Here is a 25,357-nt window from a genome sequence, read left to right as displayed (position 1 = left end):
CTATTTAAGACCTTTGAGATAACCCCAAACCAAAATTGATATTCTCTTACAGACGGTTTTCTCTTAACAGCACATTAACATTTATTTTTTTACAGATCGTGACATAATGCAAGCATGTCAACAACACGGCAGACATATTCATCCCTAAAATGATTCCGTCCATTTGCAAATTTGGATTAGACCCTAATACGTACATCATTCCAAATGAAAAGACCGTTGAATAAAGTGCATGAATAAAAGCATCTTTTACAAGTCCTAATCCAATTAAATAGGCTTGCATCGGAATCACAAAAAAATGGAATAAAAAGTACGGGACTAACAACTGCAAGTAACGAACAGCTGGTGAGTTTTCAAAGAAGAGACTCGTTAGTGGCTCTGCAAAAAAGTAGAAAGTGGCCGCTGCCGGTATTCCATAAGCAGCAGTAACGAGCATCACCTTTCTCAAAAGAGTTTGCAATCTGTCTGTATCTTTTTTGGCATACGCCTCTGACACTGTAGGGATCAAAACAATTAACAAGGAATGGGCAATAAATGCCGGAAAAAAGCCGATCGTAAAGGCAACCCCAGCCATCTTTCCATACTGAACCATGGCAAGTGTATCGACCATTCCAGCTTTGACTAACGTTTCTTTAATAAAAAATGGTTTCACGGCAAATGTAGCCGCATGGAAAATTCGAAGCCCTGTTGTTGGTATCGATACTTCTAACAACGTTTTTCGAACTTTGCTTCCTGACAAATGCGCTCTTGGTTCGCGTTTTAATTGACGCATATGAATGAGAAAGGCTACAAATAAAAAGCTTAACACTAAAAATTCACTCGCAATTAATGTACACAACGCGACTAACAAAGCTACATCTGCTTCAAAAGTGGTGAACATAAATAATACGACTAACAAAACTAATTGACCCGCACGACGAAGGAAATTAGCAAAAGCGATTTTCCCCATCTTCTGTGAACCCATGAAATACCCTCTAGCCACGGATGAAAATGCAATAACTGGGATTAATAAAATAAATAACCACGGAACTAATGGGTGATAACGATCAAATACCGGGATCATCGGAAGAAGCCATATGGCTAATAACGAAAAGACAACGGTACAAATCGTTGCAAATTTCAAAGCATGTATCAACATACTACGATGGAAAATAACACTTTTCTCCGCTACAAACTTAGAGATTGAAATGGGCAATTCTAAGCTTGCAATTACAACAATGAAGAGAATGGTAGGCAAAATAGACATATAGAGTCCAAGGCCTTCTTCCCCCAACTCCCTAGCCAAAATCATGTTAATTAGAAATTCTATACACTCACCTATAAATGCAACAACGATTAACAACACGGCACTTTTAAAAAACGTATTCATTGTTTCTCTCCTCACATCCTGTCCCTAATTTATATGAGACAAGTTGCTAAAATATGGTGAGAAAAAACAAAAAACCCAAGATCATTTTAGTCTTGAGTTTACAAATAAGATCTTTTATTTCATTGCTGCTGAAGCAGCTTCTAACCGAGCTGTATGACTCTCGGCAATTGGGAGCATGATCGTCACTTTCGTTCCAACATCTAGATTGCTCTCATATCTTAATGTACCGCCCATTTCTTGTATGATTCGAAAAGACACCACCGTTCCAAGACCTGTGCCCTTTTCTTTTGTTGAGTAAAAAAGCGTTCCTATTTTTGCTAATTGATCTGGTGTCATCCCTTTACCATTATCAGTAATGACTACACTCACAACCGTTTCATTCTCTTGTACCTCAACTGTCACTTCCCCTTTTTCAGGAGTCGCTTCGATCGCATTTTTAATGATATTGATTAACACTTGCTTTAACTGATTTTTATCAATGTGAATGAACGTTTGTTTCGGTAATGAATGAATGGACAACGCAACATTTTCCTTCAGTGAATAAGGAGATAAAAAGCTAAAAATTTCATTAATGATTTGATTCACCTCAACAACTTGAACATGTTTAAATTGAGGTTTAGCAAAATTTAAGTAATCACTGATAATCTCCTCAGCTCGGTTCATTTCACACAGAGCAATGTTAAAGTACTCTTTTTTCTTTCCCGTTTCGTCTTTTTGCATTAATTGCAAAAACCCTTTAACGACCGTCAATGGATTTCGAACTTCATGAGCAATCGAGGCTGCTAGTTCACTAATTGCATTTAACTTAGCCGCTTTTTCCATTTCTGCTTCAATTCGTTTTTTCTCCAATAACTGCTCTAAAAGCAAAGTAGCAAATCCCACCGCAATGACAATGGCAGCAGTGAACACTAAAATATAAAAGATAAAGTGACCGTACTGTTTATGCAGATCTCCAATCAATTCTAAATAAATCGTTAACAATGCTAATTCTATAATAGCTACATAAAAACTTAGCTTTATAGCATACATCACTCGTTCCCACTTCATATCGAGCCTATTAAACTTTTTAGCAAGGAAATAATAAACGATAGATGTAGAGAGAATGACAGCATACCCTACAAATAGTTGATCTCCACCAATAACCGTCCTTAAAATAAGCAACAATCCACAAATCGACCAGCCCGCTTTAGGTCCAGCATAGAAAAAGGCTAACATGATTAGAACATAACGTAAATCCCAATGCATTCCCTGTTCCTCAAAAGAAAAAAACATACATATGGAAGCAGAAATGCCTAATAGAACCGTCAAAAAAACCTTTAATTGTTTTTCTTTCCGGTCATTGAGTAGAAGTGATACAACTAATATTGGTATTAAAACAACTAACACATGCAATAGAAGTTTTTCAGCAATCATATAGAGGCTCCCCATCATTTGAGTCACTTTGCTTGACTCGATTATGTAATTCCATTATTCGACATTTTTATGACTAATCCTGCAAAATATCTTAAATAGTATAAAAAAATGAAAAACAAAAAATGTCCCACCAATTTCTGGTAGAACATTTAGACTATTAAGCTAAAATATCTTGTATTGAATCGGTAAGTGCTTGAGTCACAACAGACATTTCCTCATCGTTAATAATAAGGGGCGGTGCGATCGTCAAGACATTATTATAACCAGCTACCGTTGCACCATTCTTTCCGATAATGACCCCTTTTTCTTTACATCTTCCAATGATTTTATTAACGACTTGAACATCTATTGGTTGTTTTGTTTCTTTGTCCTCCACTAACTCAATTCCGATCAGCAATCCTTTCCCGCGAATATCTCCCACTTTTGGATGCTCTGCGAGTTTCATGTTAAGCATTTCAAGCATGGTTTCTCCAACTACTTTCGCTCTTGTAAACAACCCTTCCTTTTTCATGATTTCAAGATTTTTTAGAGCTACTGCACATGCAGCTGGATTCCCCCCAAATGTATTCACATGCCTAAAATATTCATATTCTTCCGTACCTTTAAAAGCATCATAGATTTCTTTTTTCACCGCCGTTACCGACAAAGGTAAATAGGCGCTCGTAATTCCTTTTGCCATTGTAATGATATCTGGCTTCACTCCATAATGCATAAATCCAAATGGCTCCCCCGTTCTTCCGAAGCCACAAATAACTTCATCTACAATGAGTAGCGCTCCTTTTTCTCGGCAAACGTCGTGTACGGATTGTAAATAGTCCTCCGGCGGCATTAAGATACCTCCACCCGTTATAATCGGTTCCATAATAACGGCAGCAACGGTTTCCTCTAACTCCCAGACCATCATCTGTTCAATCGCTTTTACTTCCTCTCTTTCTCTTCCTACTTTAGAAGAGTCTACAGGAGAACGATAAGAGTCTGGCGGTGGCACATGTAAAAAGCCAGATGCAAAAGGCTCATATTTATATTTACGCTGAGCTTGCCCTGTAGCAGCTAAAGCACCCAGTGTGTTTCCATGATACGACCTGTACCTTGATATAATTTTTGATCGATTGGTTTCACCTTTTTGTTGATGATATTGTCTTGCAATCTTAAAAGCTACTTCATTTGCCTCCGAGCCACTGTTTGAATAGAAAAAAACATACTCGCCACCTAACATCTCATTTAGCTTCTCTGCTAGTTCAATTGCCGGTGTATGACTATGTGTAAGAGGAAAGTAAGCAAGTTTTTTCATTTGTTCAAAAGCAGCCTCTGCCAATTCTTCACGCCCATAACCGATGTTTACACACCAAAGCCCTGACATCGCGTCTAAATATCGATTTCCTTCCTCATCCGTTACCCAAACCCCTTTAGCTTGTTGAGCAATTAATGTATTGTTTGGGTTATATGGTTTCATCGCGTGCCACACCAATGCTTCATCTTTCTTTTGAGTCGCAGTTGTTTCCTCTGTTTTGGACATCATGATCCCTCCCTACCTTTCTATATCTTATTGATATTCAGTTCTTTTTAGACACCATTCTTCAACAGATTCAGTCAACCAAAAAAATAATAAGTATGTAAAAGTTTTAGAGGGAACAAAACATAAAGAACCATGAAATGCCTTAGAAAAAGAGGTGTCTAAAGATTGCTCTTTTATCGACACCTCCAGAACGATTACATGCTTTTTTCTGTTTGATCTTGAATCATTTTCGTAACAAAGTATTTTCTTGCTTCAGCCGTTTTAATATGAAGCTGGATAAAGTCATTCTCTTTCCCAGAAATGACCTGAGAAAAGTCAACGAATGCCCCACTTAAATTCTCTATAACCCTTTTAATTTCATAGCCTCGCTCAAACAAAAGATCTATCTTCTCTTTTTCATCTATGAACTGTTGATAATCAGACAAACCTTACACCTCCACTTGAAGAGACGTTTTCATAGGTAATGAATCAGACGTTCCAAACTTTTGACGTTTAATATATTGTCCGTCTCCTTCCGTTCCAACGAACGCTTTTTCCCGTATCACAAATTCCCCACGTGACAACACACTGACCGGTTCGCCCGTTATGTTCATTCCTTCAAACGGATTGTAGTCGACCGCCATATGATGTGTGGAAGCTGAAATAACACGCTCAATGGTCGGATCAAATAAAACTAAATCTGCATCTGCACCAACTGAAATTGTTCCTTTTTTAGGAAACAAGCCAAATAGTTTTGCTGCTCTCGTTGATGTTAAGTCAACAAACTGTTGAAGCGAAATTCTCCCTTTTTTTACGCCCTCTGAAAATAAAATACTGACCCGGTCTTCAATAATTGGGCCTCCGTTTGGTATTTTTGTAAAATCACCTTTACCCAAATCTTTTTGACCAACAAAATCAAATGAACATTGATCCGATCCTAATGTTTGAAGATGTCCAGCCTTTAAAGCATTCCAGAGAGCTTCTTGATGAGATTTTTCTCGTAAAGGTGGCGACCAAACATATTTAGCTCCTTCAAAATCAGGTTTTTCTAAATACGTTTCATCAAGAACGAGATACTGCGGACACGTTTCTCCGTATACTTGAATTCCCTTTTGTCGCGCTTCTGTTATTTTCTCAATGGCTTCTGCACACGAAACATGAACAACATACAGCTGTGAATCCGCTAATCCCGTCAACTGTGCAGCCCGCCCAGTTGCTTCTCCTTCTATTTCAGACGGACGTGTTTTGGCATGATAGATTGGATCGGTTTGACCATTAGCTAGAGCTTGTTTCGTTAAGTATTCAATTACGTCGCCATTTTCGGCATGAACCATCACCAGACTACCTAAATCTTTGGCAGCAACTAACGTCCGGAACAATGTTTCATCGTCAGCTTGAAACACATTTTTATAGGCCATAAACACTTTGAAAGAGGTAATCCCTTCATCATCAATAACAGATGGCAGCTGCTCTAATACTTGATCATTGATTTCTCCAATCATTAAATGAAAGCTATAATCAATAACGGCTTTGTCTTGAGACTTAGCATGCCAACGATCAATTGCAGCTTGCAGAGGTTCCCCTTTATTCGTTAAGCAAAAATCAATGACGGTTGTTGTTCCACCAAATGCCGCCGCTTTTGTTCCGGTTGCAAAGTCATCCTTTGACACCGTTCCACCAAATGGCATTTCCAAATGAGTATGTGGATCAATTCCACCAGGGAACACATACAATCCGGTTGCATCGATCACTTCTGCTCCATCTTCGGGCAAATTTTTACCGATGGCTGCAATCGTTCCTTCTTCAATTAATAAGTCAGCTACGTATTCGTCTGATGCCGTTACGATCGTTCCATTTTTTATCACTTTTTTCAATGAGATCCCTCCATTAGGCTTTTACGGTTGTTGATTTACTAACGATGGCTTGACGTTCGTTCCATGTCATCGACGGCAACCCTGTTTTCACTTCTACCATGTCAATTGCCCCATCTACTGGACAGACGATTGAACATAAATTACAGCCAACACAATCTTCTTCTCTCACTTGCAAATAACTTTTTCCTGATGGATCTTTTAACATATCAATGCATTGGTGCGATGTGTCTTCACAGGCGATGTGGCACTTATTACAGTTAATACATGTATCTGGATTGATTTTGGCCACTATTTTGTGATTCAGGTCCAAATCTCCCCAATCGGAAAAACGCGGTACGGATTTACCAACTATTTCACTTACTGAAGAGAGACCTTTTTCCTCTAGATAATTTGATAGACCATCAATCATGTCTTCAACAATTCGGAATCCATGATGCATCGCCGCTGTACAAACTTGAACATTAGACGCACCCATAAGCATGAATTCTACGGCATTTTTCCAATCAGAAACCCCACCCATTCCTGAAATTGGAACCGATACGCGTGGATTTCTTGCACATTCTGCGACCATGTTTAAAGCAATTGGTTTAACAGCCGGTCCACAATATCCTCCATGCGCTCCTTTTCCTGCGACGTGCGGGATTGTATTCCATGAATCAATATCAACGCCTGCTAAACTATTAATCGTATTGATCATACTGACCGCATCGGCTCCACCTTGAACAGCCGCCTCTGCTGTCACTGTGATATCTGTTATATTCGGAGTCAATTTGACAATAACAGGGGTCTGTGCCACTTCTTTAACCCAATAGGTTTGCCTCTCAACAAGTTCAGGCACTTGTCCGGAAGCAGCACCCATTCCTCGTTCAGCCATTCCATGCGGGCAACCGAAGTTGAGCTCTAAGCCATCTACCCCTACCGCTTCCACTCGTTTGACGATCTCATGCCATTTTTCTTGTTGTGGCTCTACCATGAGTGAAGCAATAATTGTATGATTAGGAAATTGTTTTTTTGTTTCCGCAATTTCTTTTAAGTTCACTTCAAGCGGACGGTCTGTAATTAACTCAATGTTATTAAAGCCTGCTACTCTTTGGCCATTAAAGCTTACAGCAGCAAATCGTGAAGAAACATTTAAAATAGGATCTCCTAACGTTTTCCAAACGGCGCCACCCCAACCAGCTTCAAATGCTCGTTGTACTTGGTATCCAGAATTTGTTGGTGGCGCTGATGCTAGCCAAAAAGGGTTCGGTGAAGATATGCCAGCAAAATTTGTTCGTAAATCAACCATTGAATCTCCTCCTTATGCTGTTTCACTCGCTAGTTTCATCGCTTGTGCATGGATTTGATAAGCTACTAACTTCCCTTGTTGAGCAGCCGAGACAACCATTGCTTCTCCTTGTCCCTTTCCAAAAATAACATCCCCACATGCATAGACATTTTCGTTCGACGTTTGGTAGGTTTCCTTATCAATCTCCACAACGCCATCATCATGCTTTAAGCCAAATTGTTCAATAAGGTCCACATACCGCGATTGACCAATCGCCCGAATGACTACATCGACTTCAAGGATGAATTCTGATCCTTCAATGGCGACAGGACGGCGTCTACCATCTTCACTTGCTTCTCCTAACTCCATTTTGATGCATTCAAGTCCCACCACTTTACCTGAATCATCTGTCACAATTTTTTTAGGAGACGTTAACCATCTAAATTCGACTCCTTCTTGTTTAGCAAATTCAAATTCAAATGGATAGGCAGTCATCTCTTCGGCTGTTCTTCGATACACAATTGATACATTTTCAGCCCCAAGACGCACCGAACATGTTGCAGCATCAATCGCTGTATTCCCAGCTCCGATTACCGCCACCTTTTTCCCAACATACTCGCTTGTTAATTCCTGCGATTTCGTCTCTTTAACAAAGTCGATCGCATCAAGCACCACTTTTGCCTCTTCCCCTCCAATTCCAACAAACGGTACAGAAGCCATTCCGATCGCCAGGACAACCGCATCAAACTTTTTCATTAATTCACTTGCTGATACATCAACCCCCACTTTTGTATTTGTACGAATTTCAACATCAAGACTTTTTACTTGTTCTACTTCCCAGAAGGAGACAGCTTGTGGAAGGCGAAATGAGACAATTCCATACGTATTTAATCCACCAGCTTCTTTTTCTGCCTCAAAAATCGTTACCTTATATCCTAATAGCGCAAGCTCCCGTGCAGCAGACAATCCCGCGGGACCTCCTCCAACAATCGCTACTGTTTTCCCACTTTGTCGTCCTGCTTTAAATAATACTTGTTCATTTTTCATCGCCCAATCGGTTGCATATCTTTGTAAGTTTCCGATCATAATCGGTTTTGTTGAATGATTTAAAACACATGATCCTTCACAAAGTTCTTCTGTCGGACAAACACGTGAGCAGCTTGCTCCTACTGGATTTTCCATCATAATGGTTTTCGCTGAACCTTTTAAATTCCCTGAAGCAATTTTCTTAATAAAAGAGGGAATATCAATTCCAGTTGGACAAGCCTGAATACAGGGGGCATCATAACAATAGAGACAACGACTCGCTTCCTCTAAAGCTTCTTGCTTCGAAAGACCGTTATCTACTTCCTGAAAATTCAATTGAAGCTGTTCCAATAGTGAATGGTTTTGACTCACACAATCGACCTCCTTCATGAAAATCAACAAACGAATAATAATTAAGACAATTCTGAATTTTAATGATGTGGATGATGATCAATTACTTAAATCTGGAATTTCTTTGTAATCGTATCCTAACATGTCTTGTTCTATCTGACTTTTCATTCAGAAGGTTTCCTTACAAACTTTTCAATAAATCTCTACACATATATGTGTAGAGATAAAAAAGGAAACACCACTCAAGAGATGAAAAAATAACCCTAGCAGGGGAATGACACGGAGACTCCTGCGGGAGCAGTGACCCACGTGTGAGACCCGCAGGCGACAGCCGAGGAGGCTCACCGGGCACCCGCGGAAAGCGTAGTGTCATTCCCCTGCGGCTGGTTACCCACTAACTTATGTAAGAAAATCCCTGTTTTCTGCAAGGCTAGTGTCTTACACTAACGAAAATAGGAGCGTTGTGAAGGAATTCCCCTCACTACGCTCCTTTTACTTTTAAAAACTCAAGAAAATAGCTCCGTATCCTAGCCCACCTGCAATGACAAAGGCAGGGTGAACTTTCCACTTTTCTAATAAGAAAAAGGCTGCCACTAGTAAAAACACGGTATGCCAGATTCCGGCACCTACATACGAGCTTTCTAAAAAACGGTACGTTAAAACACCTAATAAAATCGCGATTGTTGGACGTACAAGAGATGTCATGCTTTTTACTTTAGGTGAATCTTTAAACTTATATAAAATTCCTAATAAGGCAATCATCAAAATCAAAGAAGGTGCTACTGTAGCAAATACACCTATAAACGCACCGAACACTCCTCCGACCTCATACCCAATATAGCCAGCCATCTTGGTTGCAATCGGACCAGGCAATGCATTTCCAAGGGCTAATACTTCACTGAATTCTTCGACCGTCATCCATTGATACTTCGCTACTACTTCATATTCTACTAATGGGATCGATGCAGGACCGCCCCCATAACCTAATATACCAGGAATAAAAAAGGCCAAAAACAATTCCCAATAAATCATTTAATTCACTCCTCTCTGTTGTTGCTTCTGCTTTTCTTTTTGCTTATTTGGCTTCAGAAGAGCGTAAGCAAGAAGAGCCGCAATGACAATTCCAGGGTGGATATGAACAAGTTCAATCAATAAGAAACTGACAAGCAGCAGTGTCACACTAATTTTCCAACCAAGTCCTTGATTTGATTTTTTGAAAAAGTCCCACGTTAACACAGCCATCATGACGACAACAACGGGTATGACCCCACGAGTCATTCCTTCTACCCATGGTTGATCTTTAAAGGTTGTTAAGGTTGTTAACAACACAATCATCATTAAAATGGACGGAACAATGGACGAGAGTACGGCATTAATCATCCCAAACACCCCGGCTACCCGATAACCAATATATCCAGCCATTTTCGTATTAATCGGACCAGGCAACGTATTCCCAAGCGCTAAAACGTCACTAAATTCATCATCATTCATCCACTTAAATGTCTGTACTACTTCTTTATGTACAAGTGGAATTGCAGATGGGCCTCCTCCGAAACCTAAAATACCTGACCTGAAAAAAGCAATAAATAGATGCAGGTGAGTTTTCATTTATAAACCTCCAAACTTATAACTACGACAATAAACAAAAATAAAAAACTTTAATACCCCAATGCTGCTCCATCTCCGCGCGGATCGGCACCACCATGCCTCACCTTATTTTGATCAATTTGTATCGCACCTGCATGCCCCATTATGTCGGTAAACTCATCAACTAGTTCTACATCATGACCAAGTTTCTTCAATGCTTGAATCACTTCTGCCGATACTCGTGATTCAACTTTTAGACTATTTGAACTCGCGCCCCACGTTCGTCCATACAACCATCTTGGTGCTTCAATCGCTGCTTGAACATCAAACTGATAATCGATGATTCTTGTCACTAGAGCCGCTTGCGTTTGCGGCTGACCCTCTCCGCCCATCGTGCCATAAACGAGGCTAAGCTCATCATCTTTTAATAACATAGCAGGATTTAATGTATGGAACGTACGTTTATTCGGTTCTAAACAATTAATTTCCTTTTCATCAAGCGAAAAGAAGCTACCTCTATTTTGCAATAAAACTCCTGTATTCTTCGGAATAATGCCGGAACCAAAATCATGGTAAATGCTTTGAATAAAGGAGACTGCATTGCCTTCTTTATCCACAACACCGAACCAAACGGTATCCCCTTTTGGATCCAATTGCTTTTCCATCTCTTTTGATAATTGTACGTTGATTTCATTTGCTAAAGTCATCCCATGAGATTTGGACAACAAATCATCCACTGGGATGTCAACAAAGTCAGGATCCGTCAACCATTTGTCTCGATCCGCGAATGCAAGTTTCGTCGCTTCGATAAGCAAATGATAATACTCTGTTGATCCTTCTTCGATCGTTTCAAAATCAAAGTTATTCAGGATATTTAAAATAGAAAGTGATGCCATTCCTTGTGTATTCGGCGGCAAATTATAGGCTGTATGACCTTTGTATTCTACACTAATAGGGTCTACCCAGTTCGATTGGTGGTTTTTGAAATCATTTAATGTGAGCAATCCGCCGTTTTCTTGAAGATCGGCGACTATCAATTTAGCGATGTCCCCTTCGTAAAACGCTTTGCTCCCTTCATCAGCAATCTTTTGTAACGTGTTAGCCAAATCAGGCTGCTTCATGAGTTCCCCTTTTTTGTATGATGAACCATCTGCTTTTAAGAACGTTTTGCAAAATTCATCAAACCGTTGGAGATAACGAAACTCATGATCGTTCTCATCTATATTGACATTTGTCCAATGTTCTTGGCTCGGTGTAACAGCGAAACCCTCTTTTACGTAACCAATCGCGTAGTTCAAAAGGTCCTTCCATTCATGAGTACGTCCTACGTTTTCAGTTGAATACGTATAAGCCTCTCCCCATCCAGCAACAGCTCCTGGAACAGTATTAGCAGATAAATAACCACGAGCTGGAATTTTATCAAATCCTTTTTCTTTGTAAAAGGAAATAGTAGCCTGTTCTCCAGAACGTCCACTGCTGTTTAATGCTTTTACTTTTTTCGTTTTCGCATTATAAATCAACCAAAAATTGTCGCCACCGATGCTATTCATATGTGGATAGACAACTGAAATCGTCGAGGCTGCAGCAATCGCCGCCTCAATTGCATTTCCGCCATTTTGCAATACATGTAATCCCGCTTGTGATGCCAAATAATGAGGGGTCGTAATCATACCACTAGGGCCCATTGTCGTCGAACGATACCCTTGTTCACGTTTATATGTCATCAAAACCACCCTTTCTTTTTCTTTTGTAAATTACAACACAACACTTTCCAAACAAAAAGAAGTTATTTATTTAAATAATAATACAAAAAGGTCGTTTTTTTCAATATAAAATTCCGATAATTAAGAAACCTCTTTAACAAAAAGGGTAGTCGCAGCTAGATTTGCCTATGCGACTACCACATTATTACGTATTTAACTAATAGCTTTTACAGAAATGGAAACAGATAACGTTTGCTCTGCATTTCCATAATGAACGCCTTTTAACGGAGAAATATCGGCATAGTCACGACCAGTAGCTACACATATATGCTGATTTTGAGCTAGCATGTTATTGGTTGGGTCAAAGCCAATCCAACCATAGGGTGGAAAAAACACTTCAACCCAGGCATGTGTAACCGAATCACCCCGCATCGCCACATCTTCACCGGAGTATATGTATCCACTTACATAGCGAGCGGGAATCCCTTTAGAACGGCAAATCGCTAACATGACATGTGTGAAATCTTGACACACACCCGTTTTTTTACTAAACGCTTCTGCAGCCGTTGTTTTTACATTGGTTGATCCAGGCATGTATTGATACTGTTCATAAATATACGTGTTTAATCGTTTCACAAACGTATAGCGATCCACTGTATCGCTTCCTAGTTCTTCTTTTATAGACGCTAACTGATCATCAGATAATGTTGTATAATCTGTTTTCATCAAAAATTCAGCAAACCTTTGCTTAAATGACTCACTATCCATTTCAATCTCAGTCTCATTCGTCATGTTCATGTCTATTACCGGGTGATTCAGTTCAATCATAGACTTCGTTTTTACAAGTAATTCATGATGTGGAGCCCAAATGTAAAAAGTCGCAACATCATTATTCCAATAATCACGATGTTCAGAACAAAACGCTTCTGGATTAATTACTTGGTCATACGAAAGCACTTGTTGATAGTCATTAGAAAGAGGCTTAAAAATACTTTGATTAATACTTTGCCTTATTGGCATGCTGTATTGGTAATGAGTGCTTTGGAGCACTTCGTATTTCATAATGTACTGATCTCTCCTAAGTAGTAAGTATCCATAATGGCATTACCTACTTCGTCACATAATGTCTGAAGTTTTTGAAAATAGTCGTGAAGAGAAATAGAGATATCGTTAAGAGACTCGTAACTTACTTCACGTTTTAATTCATGTAACGTATCATATAGCCTTCTTGAATAATCCGTCACGCCATCAGCCTGTAATTTAGAAAAAGCATACATCATCCGTTCAGCATTAAAGTTTGCTGATCGTGGTAACGTTGCATCAAAAACCAAATAATTTACGACTTGCAGCGGTTCAATAAAAGCTTGATACTTTTGCAAATACGATTCGTACCCACTTACTGTACTTAAGACCGCACTCCAATAATGATAATTTACACTGTCTATATTATCTCGCGCTGCTATTTTTTTATGATAGTAAACATCAAGGGTTCGTGAAAGCTTACGCAACCGCTCCAAATGCTTGCCAAACATAATAAAGGAATACGAATCACCTCTTGGCATTAGACTAGTAATGATCCCTTGATATTGAAATGATTTTTCAAGAATTTTTTGAAAGAAATCGTTCAATTGTTCAATCGTCACATCTGATGTAGGAAAGTCTCGAATTTCTAAGTAGAGCTCATTAATGACTTCCCACATTTCCATCGGAATGATTTCACGTATCCCTTTTGCGTTTTCCCTTGCCAACGCAATACACGATCGTATCGAGTTAGCATTTTCTTTTGAAAAAGCTAAATAATGGATAACAGATGATCGCTTACACTGGGAATAGGACTGTTGAAATTGATCTAGGTCACCTGCTATTTTGACTAATTCTTCCCATTCATCATCTTGTTTGATCTTAAGGTTATGGTTTTCTAACATGCTGATTGTTCGTACAGATAAAAGCTTCGCAATGTTATCTGCACGCTCCATATTTAGCGATAACCAATAAAGCGAATCAGCTACTCGACTCAACATATTCTTCCCTCTTTTCTATATGTGCGACTTAATCTAGTATCCATGTATCTTTGCCCCCGCCTCCTTGAGAAGAGTTCACCACTAAAGACCCTTCCCTAAGTGCAACTCGAGTCAATCCACCAGGAACGACATGTGGAATTTCGTTTAAAACAACAAATGCCCGCAAATCAACGTGTCTTCCTTTAATGCCCTCATCTGTAAACGTCGGAGATTGAGATAAAGAAATGGTAGGCTGTGCGATAAAGGCACTAGGGTTAGCTATTACTTTACTACGGAACAAATCTTTCTCTTCCTCAGTAGCTTGAGGTCCTATTAACATGTTGTAGCCACCAGACGAATTTCTTTCTTTAAAAACCAAATGATCTAAATTAGCTAGAGCATAATCAAAATCCTCTTGTTTTGACAACTGATATGTTTTGACATTATTTAAAATGGGCTCTTCTTTTAAATAAAAACGGATCATGTCCGGAACATACGCGTATGTAGCTTTATCATCTGCGACTCCATTACCGACACCATTAGCTATTGATACATTCCCAGCTCGGTAGGCATCAATCAATCCCGGTATTCCAATTAACGAATCTTCTCTGAAAACAAGTGGATCTAAGAAATCATCATCGATACGTCGATAAATCACATCTACTTGTTTTAATCCTTTTGTTGTTTTCATATAAACGACCTGATTGTTGACAACTAAATCACGCGCTTCCACTAGTTCAATTCCCATTTCTTTTGCTAAAAAGCTATGATCATAGTAAGCAGAATTATAGACACCAGGTGTCAGAAGGACGATGGTTGGTTGTTGCTTTTTATTAGGTGCGATATATTTTAATGCAGCATGCATTTCGTGAAGCTGATTTTCCAACGATTCAACAGAGTAATCTTGAAATAAATCAGGAAATAACTTTCTCATCACAAACCGATTTTGAAACACATAAGAAAGCCCCGAAGGATTACGAATATTATCTTCTAGTACCAAATAATTTCCTTCATGATCACGAATGAGATCTATTCCAGCAATAAAAATATGATTTTTCGCTGGTACTTGAATGCCATATACTTGATGATAAAAATGAGGAGATGTTACAACTAAGTCTCTTGGAATAACCCCTTCATTTAATATGTTCTGTTCAGAATAAATATCATCTAAAAAAGCATTTAGCGCCAGCACTCTTTGCTGAAGACCTTTTTCAACTTTTGCCCATTCCTCTTTGGAAATAATCCGTGGTAAAGGATCAAAAGGCATCGTTCTTTCGGTTCCTTCCGTATTGTTGTAAACCGTAAACGTAATTCCTTGACGAAGAAAATTTTGTTGTGCTAACTGATACCTTGACTTGACCACTTCTTTATCTAGTTTTGACATATTTCATATAGTGGTTGGTAATGAGCACGAGGAGCATTTAACTCTTCAAACATCTCATCAAAAAAGCCGTTGGAAGCCGCATAATTTCTGATCAATCGGAGCACCTACCTTTGAAGTTTGCTTTAAATCATTCGACAATAACTTTAAATTACCTTCAAAATTTTCAGAATAAAGTGTAAAATAATCTTACAAGACCACACTCGATTACCCCACTCTTTTCCTTTCTCCTTGATTTTCACCCTTCTATTGGCTTTTTCAAACCATTTCCCACGTCAGAAATCTTATCAGCAACTAAAAGAAACTTTCGACATTCCTTGTTACTCTTTCTAATCAAAATTAGCAATTCTCCTCCTTTTTTGTTATGTGAGAAAAGCAAAAAAGCCATAAAAAGAGAGTAGATCTCCTTTTATGACCTATTGCACATATCATAATAATATCCTTTATGCTTCAGCAACTGTTCATGCGTTCCTTTTTCAAAGAGCTTTCCATTTTTAAGCACAATAATTTGATCGGCTTCTTTGATTGTATTTAACCGATGGGCAATAACAAAACTTGTTCGGCCTTCCATTAACCGTTTCAATGCTATTTGAATATTCATTTCCGTCATCGTGTCAATGCTACTTGTAGCTTCATCAAGGATTAACAAAGACGGGTTGGCAAGCATCACCCTCGCAATAGAAAGAAGTTGTTTTTGCCCCTGGCTAATTCCACTTCCATCTTGATTAAGCACCGTCTCATAGCCATTTGATAGCTTAGAAATAAACGAATGAGCATTAGCTTTTTTGGCCGCTTCCATTACTTCCTCATCCGACGCCTCAAGTTTTCCGTAACGAATGTTTTCTTTTATCGTACCTTGAAACAAATACGTATCCTGAAGAACAATGCCGATATGCTGACGCAAGCTGACTAATTGAATGTCGTTCAGATCGACGCCATCAATTGTAATTCTTCCTTCTGACGGTTCATAAAACCTCGATAGCAGATTGATGATTGTCGTCTTCCCGGCTCCTGTAGGCCCAACAAGAGCAACCGTTTCTCCCGCTCTTACTTGAAAACTAACATCTTCAATGGTCTTCTGATTAGCTTCATAAGAAAAGGACACATGTTCAAACGAAACATCTCCCTGAATCGAAGAGACCTGACGAGCATGGGGGTGGTCACGCTCCTCCTCTTCATCAATAATCTCAAACACTCTCTCTGCACCTGCAACTGCTGATAATAGTGTATTAAACTGATTGGCAAGATCATTTAAAGGTCTCGTAAACTGCCTTGAATATTCAGCAAAGATCACAATCACTCCAATTGTAATGAGTTGATAAAAAGCTAAGATCCCACCGATTCCTGCAATAAAAGCAAAACTGAGGTTGTTTAATACGTTCATTAATTTCGGAATAAAGCCAGAGTAAGTTTGCGCCCAAAAGCCAGCCCCTTTTAACTTTTCATTTTTCACAGCAAACGAGGCGATTACATGCTCTTCTCTAGAAAAGGCCTTAACTATTTTCTGACCTGTAATCGTTTCTTCAATATAGCCGTTCACTTCTCCTAAATGCTTTTGTTGTTCTTTGAAAAACACACTCGTTCTTTTTGTAATCCATTTTAACCCAAACACCATTAATGGAATGACCGCTAATGTGATCACAGTTAATAATGGACTTAGCCAAAGCATGACACTAATTATGCCGATAAACGTGAGAACACTCGATAAAATTTGAATCACCGAGCTGTTTAATGTTGTGCTGACATTTTCCATATCATTTGTCAATCTACTCATTAGTTCGCCATGTTGGCGTTTATCTAAATACGAGATCGGTAATTTTTGAAGACGAGTAAACAATTGCCTTCTCATTTCATAAACCGTTTTTTGAGCAATTCCAATCATGAGAAAGTTTTGAAGCCAAATGCTAATCGAATAACTGATGTAAATCAAAAACAAGTACATTAACAACTGAAGCAGCCCATTCACATTGTGAGTGACCAAAAATTCATCAATCGCCATCCCAACAAGAAACGGACCTAACAAGCTTAAAGCAGAACTAATCACAACGAACAAACCAACGATAAAAAGATGCATTCGATGCTGTGCAAGAAGCAGCCAAATTCGCCTTAACGTATTCTTCCAATCTCGAGGTTTGGCTTTCTTGTGATTATTCGGGATCGTCTCTGTTTGTTCCGTGCTTGTTAACGGAATTCTTTTATATTGAAAAGGTTTTATAAGCTGATTAGACATCTACTCTCTCCTCCTCTCTCTCTTGAGATTGAAGTATCGCTTGATACAAAGTAGATTTCTTTGCAAGTTGCTCATGTGTACCCTCAGCGATTATCTGTCCGTCTTCTAACAAGATGATTTGGTCTGCCTTTATAGCAGAACTAATTTTCTGTGTAATGAGCAAGGTTGTACATGAGTAATCTTCTAGTGCTTCCAAGAAACGCCCTTCTGTTTTCACATCTAGCGCACTCGTACAATCATCTAAGAGTAATAGTTTTGGCTTCCTGAGCAATGCCCGAGCGATCGATAGTCGTTGTTTTTGCCCTCCAGATAAGTTGACCCCTTTTTGTCCAATTTTCGTTTCATATTGATCTGGCAGTTGCTCAATTAGATCATGAATTTGTGCATGTTTTGCTGCTTCAATGACATCTTCAATTGACGCTTCTGGCTTTCCCCATTGAATGTTTTCTTTTATCGTCCCCGAAAAAAGAAACACTTCTTGAGGAACATACCCAATTTGATCTCGTAGTTGAAAAGACGAAAGATCATCTATATTGAAACTGTCTATAAAGATATTTCCTTTGTTCACCTCGTAAAGCTTTGGAATTAGTTGAACCAGCGTCGACTTCCCTGACCCTGTCGCCCCCAAAATCGCTAATGTCTTTCCTTTCTCTACGTGGAAAGAAACCTCTTTCAAAACGTCCCCCTGTGTATTTGGATACTGAAAGGAAACATGATCAAATGTTAAAGACCCTTCTAACTTCTCTAGCTCTTTTTCAAGCTGTTCGTCCTTTTGTTCCTTACCATGTTCTAATACTTCTGAAATCCGCTCAGCAGAGGCACGGGCACGTGAAAAGACAATGATGATCATCGAAAATACAGTTAAAGCCGATGTGATACGGGTCGCATAGTTTACAATCGCGACAATTTCTCCGACCTGGGCTCCACCTGAATTCACTTCAAAACTACCAAACCAAAGAATTGCCATAACCCCTACGTTCATTAAAAATAATAATACCGGCATGGTGAGCTCCATTAATCGCAATGCTGATACCGTATGATTCATTAATTGTTCATTGCCTTTTTTAAACCTTTTGTTTTCATGTTTACTTCGAACAAACATTTTCACTAACCGCATTGCTGTTAAATTCTCACGCATCACATGATTCACTTTGTCTAATTTAGCTTGGACCTGACTAAAAAGAGTCCCCCCTTTTTTCATCATCCAAATTAAAAAAAGGACAATAAGCGGAATAGCAATCACTAGAATAAGAGCAATTTTCACGTTAATAAAAAGAGCCATGATCGCTCCGCCTACAATGAGCAAAGGAGCACGAAGCATAATGCGAAGACTCATAAAAATCGTGTTTTGAATTTGCGTAACATCATTCGTTAACCTTGTAATCAAAGACGATGTTTCGAAGCACTGTAATTGCGAAAACGCAAACATCTGGATCTTTTGATACATGGATGAACGGATGAGAAAGCCTGTACTTTGGCTTACATGCGCTGCATAAAAAGAGTTAACCACACCAGCTATAAAGGCAAGAAAAGAAAGACCAACCATTAGTCCTCCCCAGCGAACAATAACAGAGAAGTCTTCCTGTATAATCCCATCATCTATAATTTTTGCTAACAACAACGGATGAATGAGCTCAACAAAAAGCTCAAGTAACATAAGAAATAATGCAATAAAGATCGGAAGCTTAAATGGCTTTAAAAACCCAAATACGGTCGACATGATCTACATCTCCCATCAAACACTTCTTTTTTCGAATAACGAAACAACGTGTTCATTATAGCCTATTTTTTTCCTTTCCTCTAATCTTTGTTTTGAATTTTTCAACAAGTAGAAGGGGGGAAGTTCCCATATAAAAAAGGCCCAAGCTGTTATGCTTGAGCCTTTATGAATACTATGAGTGACTTTTTACCGGTCTTCATCTAGCTGTTTATTGGTAATTCTATAAACACTTTTGTCCCTTTTCCTTCTTCGCTTTCCATTGTCATATTTCCATTGTGCTCTTTTATAATATGATTGCTAATCATTAAGCCAAGACCTGTTCCGTTCTCCTTCGTTGTAAAAAACTGTTTTCCGATGCTCTCCATCTTCTCTTTCGGAATTCCTTTGCCTTCATCAATAAATGCCACTTTCAACCGGTCATTCACTTGTGTGACATCAATGACAATCGTTCCTTCTTTTTTCATCGCTTCAATAGCATTTCGAATAATATTAATAAATACTTGTTTAAGCTTGTTATCGTCACAATAAATGTTTACATGTTTTAAAGACGGATCGAAGTTGAATTTAATTTCGATATTATAGATAATTGCTTGTGTTTTTGTTAGTGTGACGACTAACTGAATAATTTCAAAAAAATGATGTTTATTTTTATTTAACTCTTTTGGTTTCCCAAGGACGAGCAATTCACTGACAATCAAATTAATGCGTTCAATCTCAGATAACATGATTTTTGTATAGGACTTAGAACTTGAATTAGAATGATCCGTTTCAATTAATTGTAGAAACCCTTTTAAACTTGTAATTGGATTCCGAATTTCATGGGCGATCCCAGCTGCGAGTTCCCCTAATACAGATAATTGTTCATAATGCTGAATTAGCGCTTCTTTTTCCTTGTCCTGTTGAAGATCTTTAATGAACAAAACAAATGTATGATTCTTTTCTTGTAAACCCTCACTTGCCTTTTGTAATTCAACATCAACGGTTTCTCCTGACACTTTTGTCAGCTGGTTATTTGAAAAAGAAATAAATTCAGTTACATCCTTCCCACGAATAACCCTCTTCTTGCTACCCATTAATAAATTTAAGGCCTTTTGATTCAAATTAACTATTTTATGCTCTTTTACAATCATAATGGCGATTGGCGCATCTTTCATGATAGACGCCATTTTTAAACGATCGTCTTCTTCCCACTTCCGACGCACATAAAATAACAACATGAAGACAAACAAGCCAGTTGCCCCCAATTGCACTAAAAAACCTTGGAACATATATAAAATCAACACACACCCAACACTTACAAATAAAGCTAACACCATCATTTCTACTACTTTCACCTTGAACATACTTCCTCCTTAAGCAAACAAAAAAGCCTAACGATCCGCTTTGAACACGAAAAGTTAGGCCACACAAGACAATAAACCCTGCATTTACCACTCATTTTTTATTTAATTTAACTACGATTATTTTTCTCGGTAGCTGTTCTTTCCACTGATCCAGCTACTTCACTTACGAATACAGCCTTTTATTTTAATTTAAATATCATGATCGATTTATCATCATGCAAATCCCAGTCAATAAAAATATCTTGAATCTCTCGAGATAAAATCTCATTAAATTTGCTATACCGATGAAAATAGTCCTTTTCCAATTCATCTTTCGTAGCAATCAATTGTTTTTCAAAACCTTTTGAGATTAACGCTTTTTCAATCGCAATTAGGATACCTTTTCTCTCAACCAAAAAAACCGTTTCAGATAATGGTATGGTCTCAATGCTATTTGGAACTTTTTGAACTAACGCACTAATTCGAGCAACTTCTTCTTCAAACTTTTTGATGTTATCAAAAGTGAATTGATCTTCATATCCAGCTACATTTTCTTCAAACACCAAAAGAATGATTCCGGTGTTATTCGGAAAATTCCAGTCATGATAATATTCCTTTACATCAACCCCAAACGAAATTTGAACGACTCCCTTTAACTCATCAAGCACATTGGCAATAATAAGCGTCCTCGCATGATCAACATCATAAGACTTTCCTTGTTGCAGAAGAACTTCTTCCATTGGAGAGATAAAGCCTCGAATATGTAATAACAAGTAATGTTTTGAAAGAGTCGCCGAACATGATTCTGGACCTCTTCCAAATTTTTTCCTTAGCAGTTTACTCGTATAGCTACTAATATGATTTAACTGCTCTTGAAGGTTTTTCATTTTATATCCCTCTTTCAAAAGGGCACGATAATCAATGCCGATAAGACATTAACCAATCGTATTATACCACAACGACTCTTGAATAGTTACTTTTCTATTTGCGGTCAAATACGTCCCCTTGCTTCATTGGTACAGTAATAAAAACAATGACACTTTTATCTAGTTCAAAGTCCCAGTCGACGAACGAATCAATCACTTCTCTTTTTAATATCGAGTGGATGTGACTGCTATTGTGCAGAAATTGTTTTTCCAAATTTCTTTTAACTCTTTTTAATAGTTGTTCATAACCAAGTCTAATTAACTCTTTCTCAATTCGAACAAGAATGCCATTTCGTATATTGACAATGGTTCTTGAATTTACTTCACACGAGTAAACCTCTTCAGGTGCCTTTTCCGCTTGCTTACTAATATCAATAATCTCTTGATTCAATCCATCTTTCCCAAAAAAGTTCTCATCAATTGTACTCTTATCAGTAAAAGGCTCCCTACTTACACAAACAATGACACCAGATTTATTATGAAGTCCCCAATCATAATAGATTTCAGCAATCTTTCTTTTTGTCAACAATTCTAAATAGGCTTTAAATTCAGGTACCAATGATTTCATTAACTTGTCCCGAATTTGTTGAACATCCATTACTTGATCTTGTTCCATTAAAATTCGTTCAGATGGAGTAATAAACTTTTTCAAATAAATCGTGATAAACGTATATCCAATCGAGACAAATACCGATTCAGGCCCTTTTCCAAAATTATCACGTAGAAGACGGCCTGTATAGCCACTTATTTCTTGTTGAAGTTCTTTCTCTGTTAATTCCACCTTCATACGCTCCTATCCCAAGCTATGTAAAAAGTATAGCCATTTCACTTAGAAAATAAACGTTTTTTTAGGTTAGTATGTCTAGCAACAGATTTCTACCATAATCAATTAAATAGGCGGCTGTCATTAAATCACTCGCTGCTGTTCCACTATTTATTTTTCTTGAACAATGAAGCTGCAAATTTGTAAATAGCCTATTTTGAACGTTTAACAACGTAACGACTTCTGTCCCAAGTTCAATGACCCATTCAATATCGTCTTCATTTAGTAGTATGATGTTATCTAATTTTGATAGGTTTGTTTTCTTTTCTGCTATAACTTCCTTCGCTAATCCATTGTCATTTATTGACTTTAAAATGATCTCTTCTATTTTGTTTATTACTTTTTTTAATTCTTCTTTTTTAGTTAACAACTTTTCGACTACTTGTAGACTGTACTTAAACTCGTATACAGAGAAATTTAGATCTTTAGATAATGTAGTTTCCGACATAACATGCTGCTCCTGGTATTTTTTAATAAATAGTGGTAATTGTACGAAAAATAAAAAAAGCCAAAACAGACACGTCATAGAACGTACCTGTTTTGGCTTATGTTTAGCTTTATATTCTAACTCATTTCGACCAATTGATTTTTAAATTTTTATATGTTGTTCTCATTATAAAAGAAAAGCGCTATTCATCTTCCTTCGTTGCTAATATAATACCATATGCTTGAACACTCTTCAATTGTGAAAAAGCAGTTAGTCATTCTATTTAGCGTGCTTTTTTGTATCCTTGTTTTTTGGGATTCAGGTAGAAATAACGTGTTCGTTCCATTGCACTTCAAAAAAATACGTTATTTCAAATAGACGAAACCTTTAGCTAACTCCATTTGTTAAAGAAGGAAACCCTGAAATTCTCGCTTCGACAACGTCGCCATCCCTAATAACCGAAGCCCCTGGTGTTCCTGTCATAATGACATCACCTGGGAGCAATGTAGTCACTTTCGATAAAAATGAAACAATATAGCGAGGAGAGCAAATCATGTTTTTGACTTTATTCTGGTGATGAATTTCCCCATTTACTTTTGTCGTCACTTCGAGTGATGAAAGATTGGGAACTTCATCCTTTGTAAGCAACACCGAGCCAAAGCTAAAGAATGTATCAAAGCTTTTTGCTCTTTGAATAAAGCGCGGATTCTCGGCATGAATGTCAGCCGCTGTTACATCAATGGAAGTTGTATACCCTGCAATTACATCATCAACCTCTTCTTCTGAGACGTTCTTGCATGTTTTAGCAATAATGACGGCTAATTCTGCCTCAGCTGTTGTCTTTTTTGATTGTGGCGGAATCTCAATCGTATCCTGCTCACCAATTAAACTAGTATCTGGTTTCATAAAGAAGACAGGATCAGACTCTTCTAAGCCACCCAACTCTGACCTTACGCTTACATAATTCATACCAATCCCCCAAATTTTACGTGGGGTTCGATACAAAGGAGCATATGTGACATGAACTTCTGGAATAAAAGAATCATCCCTTATGTTGCTTAAACCTCCACTGTCATACCATTCTGTCAATTGAGGAAGTAATCCAGTTTCAAGGATCTCAAAAACCGTTAACGGCCACTCTGTTTCTACTTGTTTATTAACGGTTTCTAACAGAACAATCCCTTTTTCTGTTAGAATACCCGCTACCTCTTTGTTTTCTTGTTTAATAGAAGCAAGTTTCATTGTCTCACCATCACTTTCAGGTTACATAAAACGATTTCTATTTTCATAAACCCATTGCAATAATCTCATATCTTGATTAGGTCCGGCGATCACAGAGATGGAAATGGGAATTCCGTCTTCTCCTTCAATCGGAATGGCTACTTGCGGCAAGCCGGCTAATCCTGCTATACACGATAATTGCATCGTTTCAGAACGTCGCTTCTCAATTTCCGCTCCTGATAAGTTTCGGAGCGGTGCTTTGCCTGGCGTGGTCGGAATGATTAATAATTTATCTTCTCCTAACAGGTCAGCCATTCTTGTTTGAATCATTTCTCGAAGTTTTTGCTCATTTGGTCGATCTTCTTGCTTCAAAGAACTAGCCCATTCAAACCTTGCTGCTATATCCGGTCCAAAACTAGGTTTCACTTCTTTAATCCATTTTCCATGTGCCTCCCAAATTTCCAGCCCTTGAAGTGTACGGAAACACGAAGCCCATCTAGCTAGCCCTTCTGTCGCAACGGTCGTCCATTTTGAATCAAATTCCTCTTCTACTTGGCGAACCATCGATAGAAGCACCTTCTTGCTTTCACCATCTGCTAATTCCCACGTATCGTCTCCAAACAAAATTTCCGTAAAAGGGTTGTCGTCTAACGATGAAACAAGTTCTCCAGTAAGACTCTCCCCTACGTCCAGCAGCAATTTTGCCTCTTTTGCCATCCATCCGACAGTATCAAAGCTTTTCGCCAGAGGGATCACACCTTCGATTGAAATACGTCCATGCGTGGGGCGAATGCCATATAATCCGCAATAAGCTGCCGGAATTCGAACAGAGCCACCTGTATCTGTACCTATTGCAAAATCAACCATATCCGCCGCTACAGCAACCGCCGATCCACTTGATGACCCTCCTGGAATACGCGCATTCGCCTTTGGATTAACGGGTGTGCCATAATGAGCATTCTCACCATTTAAGCTGTACATGATTTCATCTGTAATCGTCGTTCCTTGTAACGTTGCTCCTGCATGCAGGAGAGTCTGAATGACTTCTGCTGTAGTCGCAGCAGGAGAGTGGGTTTTCAGCCAATCAGGATTTCCCGCACTCGCGGTTACTCCTTTTATCGGAAACACATCTTTCACAGCAAAAGTAAGTCCAGAGAGAGTACCTGATGCTAAAGGGTTTACTATGACTTCTTCATCGACAAAAGCATTATAATGATCTTTCATG

21 protein-coding genes are annotated in these 25,357 nt (G+C 38.4%); all 21 read right to left on the bottom strand.

Annotated features, from left to right (window positions below; all coding sequences use genetic code 11):
* Positions 1 to 46 precede the first annotated feature (46 nt).
* Positions 47 to 1,366: a polysaccharide biosynthesis protein gene (locus JCM9140_RS09535; protein WP_034745363.1), complete on the bottom strand. Its 1,320-nt coding sequence runs from the start codon at positions 1,364 to 1,366 to the stop codon at positions 47 to 49.
* A 114-nt stretch (positions 1,367 to 1,480) separates the two neighbouring features.
* Complete coding sequence (locus JCM9140_RS09530) at positions 1,481 to 2,779, bottom strand: ATP-binding protein (RefSeq protein ID WP_034745361.1); 1,299 nt, start codon at positions 2,777 to 2,779, stop codon at positions 1,481 to 1,483.
* Between the two features lie 157 nt (positions 2,780 to 2,936).
* Positions 2,937 to 4,295: an aspartate aminotransferase family protein gene (locus JCM9140_RS09525; RefSeq protein ID WP_034745360.1), complete on the bottom strand. Its 1,359-nt coding sequence runs from the start codon at positions 4,293 to 4,295 to the stop codon at positions 2,937 to 2,939.
* Positions 4,296 to 4,489: 194 nt separating this feature from the next.
* A complete protein-coding gene (locus JCM9140_RS09520; RefSeq protein WP_034745358.1) occupies positions 4,490 to 4,720 on the bottom strand; it encodes a hypothetical protein in 231 nt (76 codons plus the stop codon).
* Between the two features lie 3 nt (positions 4,721 to 4,723).
* Positions 4,724 to 6,148 carry a dihydropyrimidinase gene (hydA, locus tag JCM9140_RS09515; protein WP_034745356.1) on the bottom strand — a complete coding sequence of 475 codons (1,425 nt, stop codon included), beginning with the start codon at positions 6,146 to 6,148 and terminating at the stop codon, positions 4,724 to 4,726.
* Positions 6,149 to 6,161: 13 nt separating this feature from the next.
* On the bottom strand, positions 6,162 to 7,436 hold the full coding sequence (gene preA / locus JCM9140_RS09510; protein WP_034745354.1) for an NAD-dependent dihydropyrimidine dehydrogenase subunit PreA: 1,275 nt from the start codon (positions 7,434 to 7,436) through the stop codon (positions 6,162 to 6,164).
* Between the two features lie 12 nt (positions 7,437 to 7,448).
* Complete coding sequence (locus JCM9140_RS09505; protein WP_034745352.1) at positions 7,449 to 8,813, bottom strand: NAD(P)-dependent oxidoreductase; 1,365 nt, start codon at positions 8,811 to 8,813, stop codon at positions 7,449 to 7,451.
* Positions 8,814 to 9,290: 477 nt separating this feature from the next.
* A complete protein-coding gene (locus tag JCM9140_RS09500; RefSeq protein WP_034745350.1) occupies positions 9,291 to 9,824 on the bottom strand; it encodes a chromate transporter in 534 nt (177 codons plus the stop codon).
* On the bottom strand, positions 9,825 to 10,400 hold the full coding sequence (locus tag JCM9140_RS09495; RefSeq protein ID WP_034745348.1) for a chromate transporter: 576 nt from the start codon (positions 10,398 to 10,400) through the stop codon (positions 9,825 to 9,827). It abuts the gene before it with no gap.
* A gap of 50 nt (positions 10,401 to 10,450) precedes the next feature.
* The gene (gene ggt / locus JCM9140_RS09490) at positions 10,451 to 12,103 is read right to left on the bottom strand and encodes a gamma-glutamyltransferase (protein WP_034745346.1); all 1,653 of its coding nucleotides are present in this window, start codon (positions 12,101 to 12,103) and stop codon (positions 10,451 to 10,453) included.
* A 192-nt stretch (positions 12,104 to 12,295) separates the two neighbouring features.
* Positions 12,296 to 13,144 carry a transglutaminase family protein gene (locus tag JCM9140_RS09485; protein WP_034745344.1) on the bottom strand — a complete coding sequence of 283 codons (849 nt, stop codon included), beginning with the start codon at positions 13,142 to 13,144 and terminating at the stop codon, positions 12,296 to 12,298.
* A complete protein-coding gene (locus tag JCM9140_RS09480) occupies positions 13,141 to 14,103 on the bottom strand; it encodes an alpha-E domain-containing protein (protein ID WP_034745343.1) in 963 nt (320 codons plus the stop codon). Before JCM9140_RS09480 ends, JCM9140_RS09485 begins: the two co-directional genes overlap by 4 nt.
* Positions 14,104 to 14,131: 28 nt before the next feature.
* Positions 14,132 to 15,466 (bottom strand): circularly permuted type 2 ATP-grasp protein, encoded by a 1,335-nt coding sequence (locus tag JCM9140_RS09475; RefSeq protein ID WP_369384413.1) that lies wholly within the window; start codon positions 15,464 to 15,466, stop codon positions 14,132 to 14,134.
* 406 nt (positions 15,467 to 15,872) lie between these two features.
* Positions 15,873 to 17,693 (bottom strand): ABC transporter ATP-binding protein, encoded by a 1,821-nt coding sequence (locus JCM9140_RS09470; RefSeq protein ID WP_034745341.1) that lies wholly within the window; start codon positions 17,691 to 17,693, stop codon positions 15,873 to 15,875.
* Positions 17,686 to 19,413 carry an ABC transporter ATP-binding protein gene (locus tag JCM9140_RS09465; RefSeq protein ID WP_034745339.1) on the bottom strand — a complete coding sequence of 576 codons (1,728 nt, stop codon included), beginning with the start codon at positions 19,411 to 19,413 and terminating at the stop codon, positions 17,686 to 17,688. Before JCM9140_RS09465 ends, JCM9140_RS09470 begins: the two co-directional genes overlap by 8 nt.
* Before the next feature lie 200 nt (positions 19,414 to 19,613).
* The gene (locus JCM9140_RS22465; protein ID WP_052002167.1) at positions 19,614 to 20,756 is read right to left on the bottom strand and encodes an ATP-binding protein; all 1,143 of its coding nucleotides are present in this window, start codon (positions 20,754 to 20,756) and stop codon (positions 19,614 to 19,616) included.
* 179 nt (positions 20,757 to 20,935) lie between these two features.
* A complete protein-coding gene (locus JCM9140_RS09455; protein ID WP_052002166.1) occupies positions 20,936 to 21,622 on the bottom strand; it encodes a Na-translocating system protein MpsC family protein in 687 nt (228 codons plus the stop codon).
* Positions 21,623 to 21,716: 94 nt separating this feature from the next.
* Positions 21,717 to 22,442, bottom strand: coding sequence for a Na-translocating system protein MpsC family protein (locus JCM9140_RS09450; protein WP_235715316.1), 726 nt, complete (start codon positions 22,440 to 22,442; stop codon positions 21,717 to 21,719).
* A 67-nt stretch (positions 22,443 to 22,509) separates the two neighbouring features.
* Positions 22,510 to 22,932 (bottom strand): hypothetical protein, encoded by a 423-nt coding sequence (locus JCM9140_RS09445; protein ID WP_034745335.1) that lies wholly within the window; start codon positions 22,930 to 22,932, stop codon positions 22,510 to 22,512.
* A gap of 366 nt (positions 22,933 to 23,298) precedes the next feature.
* Positions 23,299 to 24,153, bottom strand: a complete 855-nt coding sequence (locus JCM9140_RS09440) for a fumarylacetoacetate hydrolase family protein (protein WP_034745333.1) — start codon at positions 24,151 to 24,153, stop codon at positions 23,299 to 23,301.
* A 21-nt stretch (positions 24,154 to 24,174) separates the two neighbouring features.
* Positions 24,175 to 25,356: an amidase gene (locus tag JCM9140_RS09435; protein WP_034745331.1), complete on the bottom strand. Its 1,182-nt coding sequence runs from the start codon at positions 25,354 to 25,356 to the stop codon at positions 24,175 to 24,177.
* Between the last annotated feature and the right edge of the window lies 1 nt (position 25,357).

It is taken from the genome of Halalkalibacter wakoensis JCM 9140 (assembly GCF_000513095.1).
Taxonomy (GTDB): domain Bacteria; phylum Bacillota; class Bacilli; order Bacillales; family Bacillaceae_D; genus Halalkalibacter; species Halalkalibacter wakoensis.
Note: the sequence above shows the minus strand (reverse complement) of the source record. Positions and strands in the feature narration are given on the sequence as shown.

Coding starts and splice junctions, on each gene's coding strand:
- JCM9140_RS09535 (WP_034745363.1), bottom strand. CDS start 1,366: ATGAATACGTTTTTTAAAAGTGCCGTGTTGTTAATCGTTGTTGCATTT.
- JCM9140_RS09530 (WP_034745361.1), bottom strand. CDS start 2,779: ATGATTGCTGAAAAACTTCTATTGCATGTGTTAGTTGTTTTAATACCA.
- JCM9140_RS09525 (WP_034745360.1), bottom strand. CDS start 4,295: ATGTCCAAAACAGAGGAAACAACTGCGACTCAAAAGAAAGATGAAGCA.
- preA (WP_034745354.1), bottom strand. CDS start 7,436: ATGGTTGATTTACGAACAAATTTTGCTGGCATATCTTCACCGAACCCT.
- JCM9140_RS09500 (WP_034745350.1), bottom strand. CDS start 9,824: ATGATTTATTGGGAATTGTTTTTGGCCTTTTTTATTCCTGGTATATTA.
- JCM9140_RS09495 (WP_034745348.1), bottom strand. CDS start 10,400: ATGAAAACTCACCTGCATCTATTTATTGCTTTTTTCAGGTCAGGTATT.
- ggt (WP_034745346.1), bottom strand. CDS start 12,103: ATGACATATAAACGTGAACAAGGGTATCGTTCGACGACAATGGGCCCT.
- JCM9140_RS09485 (WP_034745344.1), bottom strand. CDS start 13,144: ATGAAATACGAAGTGCTCCAAAGCACTCATTACCAATACAGCATGCCA.
- JCM9140_RS09480 (WP_034745343.1), bottom strand. CDS start 14,103: ATGTTGAGTCGAGTAGCTGATTCGCTTTATTGGTTATCGCTAAATATG.
- JCM9140_RS09475 (WP_369384413.1), bottom strand. CDS start 15,466: ATGTCAAAACTAGATAAAGAAGTGGTCAAGTCAAGGTATCAGTTAGCA.
- JCM9140_RS09470 (WP_034745341.1), bottom strand. CDS start 17,693: ATGTCTAATCAGCTTATAAAACCTTTTCAATATAAAAGAATTCCGTTA.
- JCM9140_RS09465 (WP_034745339.1), bottom strand. CDS start 19,413: ATGTCGACCGTATTTGGGTTTTTAAAGCCATTTAAGCTTCCGATCTTT.
- JCM9140_RS22465 (WP_052002167.1), bottom strand. CDS start 20,756: ATGTTCAAGGTGAAAGTAGTAGAAATGATGGTGTTAGCTTTATTTGTA.
- JCM9140_RS09455 (WP_052002166.1), bottom strand. CDS start 21,622: ATGAAAAACCTTCAAGAGCAGTTAAATCATATTAGTAGCTATACGAGT.
- JCM9140_RS09445 (WP_034745335.1), bottom strand. CDS start 22,932: ATGTCGGAAACTACATTATCTAAAGATCTAAATTTCTCTGTATACGAG.
- JCM9140_RS09440 (WP_034745333.1), bottom strand. CDS start 24,153: ATGAAACTTGCTTCTATTAAACAAGAAAACAAAGAGGTAGCGGGTATT.
- JCM9140_RS09435 (WP_034745331.1), bottom strand. CDS start 25,356: ATGAAAGATCATTATAATGCTTTTGTCGATGAAGAAGTCATAGTAAAC.